11 protein-coding genes and 1 pseudogene are annotated in these 12,611 nt (G+C 62.0%); 7 read left to right on the forward strand and 5 right to left on the reverse strand.

Annotated features, from left to right (window positions below):
- The first annotated feature begins 7 nt into the window (after positions 1–7).
- Positions 8–1,252: an MFS transporter gene (locus tag DL1_RS00165; RefSeq protein ID WP_038060703.1), complete on the forward strand. Its 1,245-nt coding sequence runs from the start codon at positions 8–10 to the stop codon at positions 1,250–1,252.
- Between the two features lie 200 nt (positions 1,253–1,452).
- On the opposite strand, the pseudogene ssb reads toward DL1_RS00165, so the two are convergent.
- Positions 1,453–1,971, reverse strand: a pseudogene (ssb, locus tag DL1_RS00170) (single-stranded DNA-binding protein); the annotation flags it as partial.
- Positions 1,972–2,250: 279 nt separating this feature from the next.
- Here ssb and DL1_RS00175 point away from each other — a divergent pair.
- From DL1_RS00175 to DL1_RS00190, 4 genes are all read left to right on the forward strand, one after another.
- Positions 2,251–2,517, forward strand: coding sequence for a PepSY domain-containing protein (locus tag DL1_RS00175; RefSeq protein ID WP_038060706.1), 267 nt, complete (start codon positions 2,251–2,253; stop codon positions 2,515–2,517).
- Positions 2,518–2,587: 70 nt separating this feature from the next.
- Positions 2,588–3,175 carry a cytochrome b/b6 domain-containing protein gene (locus DL1_RS00180; protein WP_081856211.1) on the forward strand — a complete coding sequence of 196 codons (588 nt, stop codon included), beginning with the start codon at positions 2,588–2,590 and terminating at the stop codon, positions 3,173–3,175.
- 7 nt (positions 3,176–3,182) lie between these two features.
- Positions 3,183–3,740, forward strand: coding sequence for a helix-turn-helix transcriptional regulator (locus DL1_RS00185; RefSeq protein WP_074854990.1), 558 nt, complete (start codon positions 3,183–3,185; stop codon positions 3,738–3,740).
- A gap of 101 nt (positions 3,741–3,841) precedes the next feature.
- The gene (locus DL1_RS00190; protein WP_038060707.1) at positions 3,842–4,453 is read left to right on the forward strand and encodes a lytic transglycosylase domain-containing protein; all 612 of its coding nucleotides are present in this window, start codon (positions 3,842–3,844) and stop codon (positions 4,451–4,453) included.
- 108 nt (positions 4,454–4,561) lie between these two features.
- Here DL1_RS00190 and DL1_RS00195 read toward each other — a convergent pair whose 3' ends face one another.
- Positions 4,562–5,119 carry a lipid-binding SYLF domain-containing protein gene (locus DL1_RS00195; RefSeq protein ID WP_038060710.1) on the reverse strand — a complete coding sequence of 186 codons (558 nt, stop codon included), beginning with the start codon at positions 5,117–5,119 and terminating at the stop codon, positions 4,562–4,564.
- Between the two features lie 142 nt (positions 5,120–5,261).
- On the reverse strand, positions 5,262–6,263 hold the full coding sequence (gene hemB, locus DL1_RS00200) for a porphobilinogen synthase (protein ID WP_038060714.1): 1,002 nt from the start codon (positions 6,261–6,263) through the stop codon (positions 5,262–5,264).
- A 153-nt stretch (positions 6,264–6,416) separates the two neighbouring features.
- On the opposite strand from hemB, the gene DL1_RS00205 reads away from it, so the two are divergent.
- Both DL1_RS00205 and mfd read left to right on the forward strand, forming a co-directional pair.
- Entirely contained in the window at positions 6,417–6,953 is a 537-nt protein-coding gene (locus tag DL1_RS00205) for a hypothetical protein (protein ID WP_038060718.1), read from the forward strand.
- A 41-nt stretch (positions 6,954–6,994) separates the two neighbouring features.
- The gene (gene mfd, locus DL1_RS00210; RefSeq protein WP_038060721.1) at positions 6,995–10,435 is read left to right on the forward strand and encodes a transcription-repair coupling factor; all 3,441 of its coding nucleotides are present in this window, start codon (positions 6,995–6,997) and stop codon (positions 10,433–10,435) included.
- A 148-nt stretch (positions 10,436–10,583) separates the two neighbouring features.
- Here the strand turns inward: mfd and fumC are convergent, their stop codons facing one another.
- Both fumC and DL1_RS00220 read right to left on the reverse strand, forming a co-directional pair.
- Positions 10,584–11,978, reverse strand: coding sequence for a class II fumarate hydratase (fumC, locus tag DL1_RS00215; RefSeq protein ID WP_038061454.1), 1,395 nt, complete (start codon positions 11,976–11,978; stop codon positions 10,584–10,586).
- An 85-nt stretch (positions 11,979–12,063) separates the two neighbouring features.
- Positions 12,064–12,531: an SspB family protein gene (locus tag DL1_RS00220; RefSeq protein WP_038060725.1), complete on the reverse strand. Its 468-nt coding sequence runs from the start codon at positions 12,529–12,531 to the stop codon at positions 12,064–12,066.
- Between the last annotated feature and the right edge of the window lie 80 nt (positions 12,532–12,611).

Genomic DNA, 12,611 nt, shown 5'->3' on the forward strand with positions numbered 1-12,611 from the left:
GGAACCCATGTCGATATTTCAACCGCTGAAGGAGCTCACGCCCGTTCAGCGAAATACCGTTCTGGCCGCCTATCTGGGCTGGCTTCTTGATGCATTCGACTTCTTCATCTTGGTCTTCGTGCTCAAAGATGTGGCCAAAGAGTTCAACACCACGATCGAGGCGGCGTCGGTTGCGATTTTCCTCACGCTGGCCGCGCGTCCGGTGGGCGCGTTCCTCTTCGGGATGGCGGCGGATCGTTGGGGGCGCAGGATCGTCCTGATGATCAACATCCTTGCCTTCTCGGCTCTGGAATTCGCCTCCGGTCTGTCCACCTCGCTTGCGATGCTGATCGTGCTGCGCACGCTTTACGGTGTGGCGATGGGGGGCGAATGGGGCGTGGGCGCTTCACTTGCGATGGAGACGATCCCGCCCAAGGCGCGCGGTGCGGTCTCGGGTATCCTTCAGGCGGGCTACCCTTCGGGCTATCTTGCGGCCTCGATCGTGTTCTTCGCGCTCTACCCGGTGATCGGTTGGCGGGGCATGTTCTTCGTGGGGGCGCTGCCGGCGCTGCTGGTGTTCTTCCTGCGTCGCAAAATCCCGGAATCCCCGAGCTTTGAGCCGCTCGCAACCCGGGCCGCAGGGCCGTCGCTCGGAAGTCAGCTCAAGCGCAATCTGGGGCTGCTGATCTGGGTTGTACTGATGATGACCGCGTTCAACTTCTTCAGCCATGGCACGCAGGATGTCTATCCGACCTTCCTCGAGACCCAGCGCGGCTTTGACAGCCATGTCACCGGCGCCATCGCGATCTTCTATAATATCGGCGCGATCATTGGCGGCATCGTCTTCGGGGCGTGGTCGCAGAAAATCGGTCGTCGGAAGGCCATTGTGATCGCATCGCTTCTGGTGCTGCCCTCGGCATGGCTTTGGGTCTATGCGCCGGGCACCGTTCTGCTGGCCGTTGGGGCCTTCCTCGTGCAGTTCTTCGTGCAAGGCGCGTGGGGCGTGGTGCCTGCGCATCTCAACGAGCTCTCACCGCAGGGCATGCGCGGGACCTTCCCCGGTACGGCCTATCAACTGGGCAACCTGATCGCTTCGGGCAACGCGACGCTGCTGACCGGGTTGGCTGCGCATTGGACGCAGGCCGGGCAGCCTGATTACGGGCGCGCCATGCTGGTCGAGACGATCATCGTGGCCATCGCCGTGGCAGCACTTGCGGGCTTCGGGATCGAGCGGAAAGAGCGTGTCTTCTCAAGCGATCCGCACGCGGAATAAGGCCTGCCACCGGGCGCGCGTGCCCAGCTAAGAGAGCGTGAGGGGCAGGGCGCGCGCCACAGCTCCCAAAAGAAAAGGGGGGGCCGTTTGGCCCCCCGGTTTCGATCAGAACGGGATTTCGTCGTCGAAATCCGAACGGCCACCGCCGCCCGAGGACGAGCCGCCTTGGCTTCCGCCCGAAGGCCCGCCAAAGCCGCCGCCTCGTCGAAATCCGAACGGCCACCGCCGCCCGAGGACGAGCCGCCTTGGCTTCCGCCCGAAGGCCCGCCATAGCCGCCGCCGTCATCATAGCCGCCCGAGGACGGGCCGCCATAGCCACCCGGGGCGCTGCCACCGCCGCCACCGCCGCCACCGCTGCCGCCACCATCGCGCCCGTCAAGCATCGTCAGCTCGGAGCGGAAGGGCCGCAGCACGACCTCGGTCGAATAGCGGTCCTGACCCGACTGGTCTTGCCATTTGCGCGTCTCAAGCTGGCCCTCGATATAGACCTTGGAGCCCTTGCGCAGATATTGCTCGGCCACTTTGGCCAGCGGCTCGGAAAAGATCGCAACCGAATGCCATTCCGTGCGCTCCTTGCGCTCCCCCGAATTGCGGTCGCGCCAGGTCTCGGAGGTCGCGATGCGCAGGTTGCACACCTTGCCCCCGTTGGAAAAGGTCCGCACTTCCGGGTCGCGGCCCAGATTGCCGATCAAAATGACCTTGTTGACGCTGCCTGCCATGCGCACCTCCTGCGAATTTTCTCATGCCGCACCACTCCGGGCGCGGCGATTCTCGATATGTCCGAGATGGTATAGAACAGGCGCCCGCGCGAGGACAGGGGCTAGAGATGCGCGATGCAGCCCGCCGCTCGGCGGATTGGCGCGTAAATCTTTAGGTGGAGAGCGCAGATTCAGGACCGGCTCAACCGTTTAGCCGATGGGCGCGGACGACGTAGAGGTGCAGGTGGGCCTCGTCGGCACGGGACGGTCCCGGGCCGCGTTGAACAGGAGTTTCTCCCCATGAAGAATGTCACCGCACTCGCCTCCGCAGCCCTGATCGCGGCCATCTGCGCCCAGCCCGTTCTGGCTGAAGGCAAGGAAGGTAAAGTCGCCCCCGCCAAGGAAAAAATGCTCACGACCCAGCTCACCAAGAAGGGCTATGACGTGCGCCGCATGGAGATGGAAGGCGGTCTGATCGAGGTCTATGCGGTCAAGAACGGCAAGCGCATGCAGATGTACTTCAACACGGCGCTCAAGCAGGTCGAGCACAAAGCCGACAAGGGCTAACGCGCTTGGCGGATCGGCCCCCTGCGGGCCGGTCCGCTCCCTGTTCCTTATCAGTGCGAGGAGACCGAGAATGACACTGAACCAAACTGACGACCAAACGCCTGCGGATGATCCCGCATCCGCGCCGCATATCACCCACCGCGTCTGGGATCCCTTCGTGCGGATCTTTCACTGGTCGGTTGCGCTGATGTTTACGGCAAATGCGTTTTTCACTTCCCCCAAACACGATCTGCATCACTGGATCGGCTATGGGGTGGCGGCTCTTGTCGGGCTGCGGGTGCTCTGGGGGATCTGGGGCTCGCGCCATGCCCGGTTTTCCGACTTTCCGCCCTCGCCTTCGGGCGCTTTGGGCCAGCTGCGCGATATGGCAACGGGGCGGCGTCATGTGCATATCGGCCACTCGCCGCTGGGCGCGTTGATGATCTACAATCTGTTGGTGACGCTTCTGATCATCGTGGGCTCGGGCTATCTGATGACCACCGATCAGTTTTGGGGCGTCAAATGGCCCCATGATGTGCATGTGATTGCCGTGGATTGGGCCGAGCTGTCGGTGGCCGCCCATATTGCCGCGGTGCTCTATGAGAGTGTCCGGTTGCGCGTCAATCTTGCCCACGCGATGATTACGGGTAAGAAAGTGTTCAAGCGCGTACGAGGGTAACTCATAGATGGCTGCGAAACGTGACTGGCCCCTGTCGGTCTGGACGAAGGAAGGCGGGCTCGCGGCGCTGATCTTGCTGCAGGCGGGCTGCGCCTTCGTTTTCGTCTCCGATATCACCGGTGATCTGAGGCAGTATGGGCTCGACTCACTGCATCTGAGCATAGAGCTTGTGGCCAATCTGGGCCTCGTCGCGGCCATCGCGATCGAGGCCCGGCTGCTGCTGTCACTACTGCGTCGGCAGGAACGCTCGGAGCGCGCCCTGTCGGCCGCGCAGGGCGCGATGGCCGAGCTGATGCGCGCGCATTTCACGCTCTGGCGGCTCACGCCCGCCGAGGCCGATGTCGCGGGCTTCACGATCAAGGGATTTTCTGTGGCCGAGACTGCCGAGCTGCGCGGATCGGGGGAGGCGACAGTGAAATCGCAGCTCAACGCGGTTTATCGCAAGGCCGGCGTGTCCGGACGCGCGCAATTGGTCTCGATCTTCGTCGAAGAACTGTTTGCAGGCCCAATTCGCAGCGATGCCGAGCCGCAACAGGTTCCAAAAAGATCACGCACCCCCCACTGATCGGCGGTCCTTTGCCGATTGATTCGCGGTTTTGGTTTATTTTCTGATGTTTTGCCGTTAAGGACGTCCCCGAGTAGGGGAAGTGAACGTTAGGGTGGCCGATGCGTAAGTTAATCGGGGTCGTCAGTCTTGGGGTGAGTTTTGCGCTCTGTCCGTTGATTGTACAGGCCGAAGGGCTCAAGCTCAGCAGCAATTCGTCAAAATCTCGTGCAATGCTGTTTCGCAATCAGACCCGGCTTCTGGATTCCCGTGGCGCCCAGCAATATGAGCATTCCTCGCGCCTCAAGCCCGGTGACAAAGCGGCCGCAATCTCGGGCAGCGAGAGGGTTCCGTCTTATAATGGGAAATATCGCGGTCAATATATCGGGATCGCGCAAGCCGCCGCCGCCCGCCACAGCATCCCAAAAGATCTGTTCTTGCGCCTCGTGCAGCAGGAGAGCGGCTGGAATCCGCATGCAGTGTCCCACAAAGGTGCCCGTGGGCTGGCGCAGCTGATGCCCGGGACCGCCGCCAAGCTTGGCGTCGATATTCGCGATCCGGCCCAGAACCTCGAAGGTGGGGCACGCTATCTTCGGATGATGTTTGACCGGTTCGGAAGCTGGCGCTTGGCGCTTGCGGCCTATAATGCGGGCCCCGAGGCCGTGGCCAAACATGGGGGCGTACCGCCCTATCAGGAAACGAAAAACTACGTTCGGGTTATTCTGGGAGGCTGATCTCTTATCGCCTCCAGCCGCACCATATATTCAAAAACCCCGCAATCCGAACAGGATGCGTGGTTTTGTTTATCTATTGCGCGAAGATACTCGCGCAAGTCACTGATATCAGGGAATGATCCGCGTGTACTTGGTACCTGCGAGCGAGGCACCTGCGATCAGCCCGGCTTGGCCAAAGACCAGCGCGATCACCGGAGCGGTCGAGGTCAGCGTCGAGGCGTTGATCGCGCCGCCACGGTCGGGCAGTGCATAGCGCGCATCTGCGCCCATTTCCCAGCCATCCGAGCGGCGGAAGGTGGACAGCGCTTCGGGCGTCATGAAGAATAGGGCGTGGGCGAATTGCTGCGCGCCGATCTGGAAGCCGACGCTCGCCGAGGCCGCCGAGTAGTAATCGACAGTCACATTGTTGATCCGCAGTGCTCCGCGCCCGTAAGAGCCCCCGACGCCAAATCCGGCCTCCGTCATCAGCGGCATCCACAAAACACCGACCGATTTCGCTTCAAGATCGCGCGTTCCAGGGTATTTGTTGAGAAGGAAGTTGCGGGTCGCATCCACCCGGGCGTCAAGCTGCACGGCTCCGGTGTTGCCGATCCCGTTGCCACAGGCCGCAAGGGTCAGACCCGCACCGCCCAGCGCCAAAAGGCTCCGTCTGGAAATCATCGTCATGGTTCTCTACTGCTCCGCTCATTTGCCTGATAGAACAGGCCTATTCGGTCTTATTCTGACCGGTTCGGGCAAATAATACCCCATGGAACCGGCCCTGTCACTTGCTGTTGAACTCGAAAACGTCTTTGTGGCGGATCGATGCTTAGCTTTCGCGCAGCAATTTGGCCGCCGCTGGGGCGAAATAGGTCAGAACGCCGTCACAGCCCGCGCGGCGGAACGCCATCAGGCTTTCAAGCATCACCTTGTCATGATCGAGCCAACCGTTCTGCACCGCCGCCATCGCCATCGCGTATTCTCCCGACACTTGATAGGCATAGGTCGGCACGCCGAAGCGCTCTTTCACGCGGTGGCAGATGTCGAGATAGGGCATGCCGGGCTTGACCATGACCATATCGGCCCCTTCGGCCAGATCGCGGGCCACCAGCCGCAGCGCCTCATCCGAATTGCCCGGGTTCATCTGATAGGTCTTTTTGTCGCCCTTGAGCGCACCCGTCGCGCCCACCGCGTCGCGGAAGGGGCTGTAGAAACATGACGCGAATTTCGCCGCGTAGCTCAGGATCGTCACATCGTTATGGCCTGCGCCCTCAAGCGCAGTGCGCATTGCGCCGATCCGCCCGTCCATCATGTCCGAAGGGCCCAGAATATCGGCCCCGGCATCGGCCTGCGCCAGCGCCATTTTTACAAGGCAATCAACGGTTTCGTCGTTGAGGATGATTCCATCGCGCACCAGCCCGTCATGGCCGTTGGCATTATAGGGATCAAGCGCAATATCGGTCATCACCGCGATCTCGGGCACCTCTGCCTTGATCGCACGGATCACCCGGTTGGTGATATTGTCGGGGTTCCATGCCTCTTCGCAGCGCTCGGTTTTCACGGCCGGGTCGGTATAGGGAAAGAGGCAGATCGCGGGAATGCCAAGCTGGGCGGCGTGCTCTGCTGCGCGCACCGCACCCTCCAGCGTGTAGCGTGTCACCCCTGGCAACGAGGGCACCTCGACATCGGCGCCCGCCACATCGGTCACGAAAATCGGCCAGATCAGATCCTTCACGCTCAAACGGTTTTCCTGAGCCAGATCGCGAAGTGCTGCCGTCCGGCGCATCCGGCGCAGGCGGGTATGCGGAAACGGGGGAAGGATCGGTGTCATCTCGGGCTCCTTATCTTTTGCTTTCAGGTGCCACGTATCCCCGCCGCAGGCAAGCCGGGCTGCAACAGTGCGGTCGCAAGGCCGGTTTAGATCTTTTGCTTGGGGCAGGGCTGGTCTAGATACGCAAGAGATTGACCAACCTGCGAGGGACGCATGGAAATTTTCCGCATCATTGCCGATCTGATCGATCTGCGGAGCTTTTCCAACCTGTGGTACTGGATCGCCGTCGCGGTGGTCTGGTCGTCTGCCTCGCATTGGGTGCTGGGCGTGCCGTGGGACATGGTCGGACGCGCGCGCCGCAAAGGGGGCCGCGCCACGAGCGATCTGGTTGCGCTTGCCGAGATCAATTCCCGGCGCCTCGATACGATCTGGAGCGAGGCGGGGCTGGTGATCTCGATCATGTTCCCCTTCGCGTTGAGCTTCCTTGCCGTCACAGGCTTTGTCTACGGGGCGGAGTTCTCTCAGGCGCTGTTCCTATTTGCTCTGCCGCTGAGTGCGGTCTTCGCGCTCTCGGTGAGCCTCTCGCGGCGGCTCAGCGCGCAGTTTGAGAGCAGCAGTCTTGCGCCCGAGGCCGTGATCGCGGCACTGGCGCGCCACCGGGTCTGGATCCAGTTGATCGGCGTCGTGGCAATCGTCGTCACCTCCTTCTGGGGAATGTTCCAGAACCTGCGCTACGCCGCGTTCCTATAAGCGCTCTTGACACCACGATCAGGGTCGATACCTCGCTACGCATGGATCATTTTGTACTTTCAGGCGCCCCTGAGGGCTATGACGCGGCGCTGATCGCGCGCGAGCTGGCCAAGGGTCAGCCTGTCATTCATGTGGCGCGCGACGATCGACGGCTCGCGGCGTTGCGCGCAGCGCTTGGCTTTTTCGCCCCAGAGGCACTGATCCTCGATTTTCCGGCTTGGGATTGTCTGCCCTATGACCGGGTCTCGCCCAATCCTGATATCTCCGCGACCCGGATGGCGACGCTGGCGGCGCTTGCAGCCGGGGTGCCGGGGCCGTTCATTTTGCTCACAACCGTCTCAGCCGCGATGCAGAAAGTTCCCGCGCGCGCAGTTCTCGAAGGGGCGAGCTTTACCGCGCGTGTCGGTCAGCGCATCGATGAGCGGGCCTTGCGCGATTTTCTCGTGCGGATGGGGTTTTCGCAATCCTCGACCGTCTCCGAGCCCGGCGATTACGCACTGCGCGGGGGCATCATCGATATCTACCCGCCCGGCGAGGGCGGCCCGGTGCGGCTCGATCTGTTTGGCGATGTGCTCGATGATGCGCGCGGTTTTGATCCGGTCACCCAGCGCACCACCGAAAAGCTGCCCGGAGTTGAGCTGGCCCCGGTCTCCGAAGTGATCCTCGACGAGCCCTCGATTGCCCGGTTTCGGCAGAATTACCGCGTGGAATTTGGCGCCGGCGGCGCGGAAGATCCGCTCTACGAGGCAGTGAGCGCGGGCCGCAAACAGGCGGGGATGGAGCATTGGCTCGGGTTTTTCCACGACCGGCTGGAGACGCTGTTCGACTATCTCCCGGACGCCACGGTTATGCTCGACGACCAGACCGTTGCGGCGCAGGAAAGCCGCTGGATCGGGATTGCCGATCAATATGATACGCGGCGCGAGGCGATGACGCGGCGCGACCGGCTGGATTCGGTCTATAAACCCGCGCCGCCCGCGCTGCTCTATCTCGATCCCACAGCATGGGAGGCGAGCTTGAAGCCGCGCCGCGTCCTGCGGCTTCAGGTGATCTCAGCTCCGCCGGGACCGGGTGTGCTCGATGCGGGCGGGCGTGTGGGCCGCAATTTCTCGCCCGAGCGCCAGATCGAAAACATAAGCCTTTTCAGCACGCTGAAAGATCATGTTCAAGCGCGGCTCGGCAAGGGGCCGGTGGTAATTGCCAGCTGGTCGGAAGGCGCGCGCGAGCGTCTCAAGGGGTTGATGGAGGATGAAGGTCTCTCGGGCGCCAAGCTGATTTCGGATGCGCGCGCGATTGCCGAGGGGCTGAACCTCACCGTCTGGCCGCTGGATGAGGGGTTCGAGGCACCGCGCGGCGATCGCGAGCTGACCGTGATCTCCGAGCAGGACGTGCTGGGCGCGCGGCTGGTGGCCAAGCCCCGGCGCAAGCGCAAGGCTGAGAATTTCCTGACCGAGCATAGCACGCTCAGCCCCGGCGATCTGGTGGTCCATGTCGATCACGGGGTCGGGCGCTACAAGGGGCTTGAGACCGTGCAGGCGCTTGGCGCGCCGCATGATTGCGTCTTGCTGGAATATGCAGGCGGCGACCGGCTCTATCTGCCGGTGGTCAATATCGAACTGCTCTCGCGCTATGGCCATGAAGAGGGGCTGCTCGACAAGCTGGGCGGCGGCGCATGGCAGGCCAAGAAGGCCAAGCTAAAAGAACGCATCCGGCTGATCGCCGATAAGCTGATGCGGATCGCAGCCGAGCGGCATCTGCGCAACGCGCCGATCCTCGAGGCCGCGCATCACGATTGGGAGGCCTTCGCCGCGCGCTTCCCCTATACCGAGACCGACGATCAGATGTCGGCCATTGATGACGTGGTCGAGGATCTGAAATCGGGCACGCCGATGGACCGGCTGATCGTGGGCGATGTGGGCTTTGGCAAGACCGAGGTGGCGATGCGCGCGGCCTTTGTGGCCGCGCAATCGGGCATGCAGGTCGCGGTGATAGCACCCACCACGCTGCTCGCGCGCCAGCATTACAACTCGTTCGCGGAACGCTTCCGGGGCACAGCCCTCACCGTCCGCCCACTCTCGCGTTTTGTGTCGGCCAAGCAAGCGGCGGCAACGCGGGCGGGGCTGGCGGACGGCACCGTCGATATCGTGATCGGTACCCATGCGGTTCTGGCCAAATCGGTCAAGTTTCGAAATCTCGGACTTCTCGTGATCGACGAGGAGCAGCATTTCGGCGTGCAGCACAAAGAGCGCCTCAAGGAGATGCGGTCGGAAATCCACGTGCTCACGCTCACCGCGACACCGATCCCGCGCACGCTGCAACTCAGCCTGACGGGCGTGCGCGACCTGTCGATCATTGGAACGCCGCCCGTCGACCGGCTCGCGATCCGCACCTATGTCTCGGAATTCGACACGGTCACGCTGCGCGAGGCCCTGCTGCGCGAACATTATCGCGGCGGGCAAAGTTTTTACGTGGTTCCCCGAATTTCCGATCTTCCCGAAATCGAGGATTTCCTGAAAACGCATGTGCCCGAAATCCGCTATCTGGTTGCCCATGGGCAGATGGCGGCAGGCGAGCTCGATGACCGGATGAATGCCTTTTACGACGGGCAATATGACGTGCTTCTGGCCACGACGATTGTGGAATCGGGGCTCGATATCCCGACCGCCAACACGATGATCGTGCATCGCGCCGATATGTTCGGCCTCAGCCAGCTCTACCAGATACGCGGCCGGGTCGGGCGCGCCAAGACCCGCGCCTATTGCTACCTGACAACGAAGCCGCGCGCGCCGCTCACCCCGCAGGCGCAAAAACGCCTGCGCCTGCTGGGCTCACTCGACAGTTTGGGCGCAGGCTTCAGCCTTGCCAGCCAAGATCTCGATCTGCGCGGCGCGGGCAATCTGCTGGGCGAAGAACAGTCTGGCCATATCAAGGAAGTCGGCTACGAGCTCTATCAGGCGATGCTGGAGGAGACGATTGCCAAGCTGAAATCGGGCGAGCTGACGGAAACCGGCGATGGCGATTGGTCGCCGCAGATCAATTTGGGCGTGCCGGTGATGATCCCCGAGAGCTACATTCCCGATCTCGATGTGCGCTTGGGCCTCTATCGCAGGCTGTCGTCGCTGACCACCAAGGTTGAACTGGAGGGCTTTGCCGCAGAGCTGATTGACCGGTTCGGGGAGCTCCCGCGCGAGGTGAACACGCTGCTTCTGGTGATGCGGATCAAGGCGATGTGCAAACGCGCGATGATCGCCAAGCTCGATGCGGGCCCCAAAGGCGCGACCGTGCAGTTCCACAATGACAAATTCCCCAATCCCGCAGGGCTGGTGGAATTCCTCACCGCCGAGCGCGATCTGGCGAAGGTGAAAGACAACAAGCTGGTCATCCGCCGCGACTGGAGTTCAGAGAAAGACAAGATCAAGGGCGCCTTCGCGATTGCCCGCGATCTTGCCGCCAAGGTCATCGAGGCCGCGAAGAAAAAATAAGCTCCCCTTCATCTTGGCCCAAATACCTCGGGGGGAGGCCAAAGGCCGGGGGGCAGAGCCCCCAACCCCGAGACCAAAGCCAAAGACCCAAAAGAAAAAGGGCGGCACCGCAGCGCCGCCCTTCAAACCTCTCGCCGAGACGACGATCTCAGTCCTTGGGACCGATCATATCCTCGGGCCGCACCACGCGGTCGAAGGTCTCCTCATCGACGAAGCCAAGCGCAATGGCCTCTTCCTTCAAAGTCGTGCCATTCTTATGCGCGGTCTTGGCGACCTTGGTGGCATTGTCATAGCCGATGGTGGGTGCAAGTGCCGTCACCAGCATCAGGCTTTCCTTCATCAGCTTTTCGATGCGCGGCTTATTGGCCTCGATTCCGCTCACCATATTGTCGGTGAAGGCCGAGGCGCTGTCGCCCAGAAGCTGCATCGATTGCAGCACGTTATAGCTCATCATCGGATTGTAGACGTTGAGCTCAAACGCGCCTTGCGAGCCTGCAAAGCCGACCGCCGCGTCATTGCCCATGACATGAGCGCAGACCATGGTGAGCGCTTCGGCCTGCGTCGGGTTCACTTTCCCCGGCATGATCGACGAGCCCGGCTCGTTCTCGGGCAGCAGCAGCTCGCCCAGACCCGAACGCGGGCCGGAACCGAGATAGCGGATGTCATTGGCGATCTTGAAGAGCGAGGCCGCCACGGTTTTCAGCGCGCCCGAGAACATCACCATCGCGTCGTGACCGGCCAGCGCTTCGAATTTGTTGGGGGCCGTGACGAAGGGCAGGCCGGTGATTTCGGCCATATTTGCCGCAACAGCCTCGGCCCAGCCCTTGCGGGTGTTGAGCCCGGTGCCCACGGCGGTGCCGCCCTGTGCCAGCTCATAGATATCTCCCAGGGCGCTCTCGACCCGCTCGATGCCTTTTTTCACCTGATGCGCGTAGCCCGAAAATTCCTGGCCCAGCGTCAGCGGCGTGGCATCCTGCGTATGGGTGCGCCCGATCTTGATGATATCCTTGAATTCCTCGGATTTCGTCTCAAGCGCGGCATGCAGTTTGCGCAGCCCCGGCAGCAGCCCGTCACGCGCCTGCATTGCGATGCCGACATGCATGGCGGTGGGGAAGGTGTCGTTCGAGGATTGCCCCATATTGCAGTGATCATTGGGGTGGACAGGATCCTTGGAGCCCATCTTGCCGCCCAGCATTTCAATCGCGCGGTTCGAGATGACCTCGTTGGCGTTCATATTGGACTGCGTGCCCGAGCCAGTTTGCCAGACGACAAGCGGGAAGTTGTCGTCGAACTTGCCGTCGATGACCTCGGTGGCCGCGGCAATGATCGCATCGGCGATCTTGGCATCCATCGTGCCCTGCGCCTTATTGGCCTGCGCGCAGGCTTTCTTGATCACGCCCAGAGCGCGAATGATCGGGACGGGCTGGCGCTCCCATCCGATCGGGAAGTTGATGATCGAGCGCTGGGTCTGTGCGCCCCAGTACTTGTCGGCGGGAACGTCAAGCGGACCGAAGCTATCGGTCTCGGTGCGGGTCGCGGTCATCTGGGCCTCCATGCGCTGCGAAAACTCCCCAGCGTTCTAGGACGGCGCGGGGGCGTTTGCAATCAGTATGCAGAGGTATACCGGCTTACTTGCGGAATTGATCGAGGCTGACGACTTCGGCATCGCCGCGCGGGGCCGGGGCCTCATCCTCGTCATCGCTTTCCTCGGTGTCCTCATCCGTGAGGTCATCCTCGTCATAGCCCTGCGTCTCAAAGCGCAGACCGAACTCGACGGAGGGATCGACAAAGGTCGAGATCGCATCGAAAGGCACGTAAAGCGGCTCGGGCGCGTTGCCGAAATTCAGCGTGATGTTGAAGCCCTCATCGCTGACCTCAAGCCCTTCATACCAGTGCTGGATCACGACCGTCATTTCTTCGGGATAGCGTTCATGCAGCCAATCGGCCAGCTCGGCATCGGGATGACGGGTGTCGAAGGTGATGAAGAAATGATGCTCACCCGGCAAGCCGTTGGCCGCAATATCGCTCAGCACGGTCTGAATCAGGCCGCGCATCGCATCATGCATCAGATTACCGTAATCGATCGAACGCGTCATTCCCGGTCCCTTCTTATGGTTGCACTCAGCATAAGGGATTCGTGGCTGGAGAAAAGGGGGGCTGCGGGACGAGTTGGGGC

It is taken from the genome of Thioclava dalianensis, assembly GCF_000715505.1.
GTDB classification, from domain to species: domain Bacteria; phylum Pseudomonadota; class Alphaproteobacteria; order Rhodobacterales; family Rhodobacteraceae; genus Thioclava; species Thioclava dalianensis.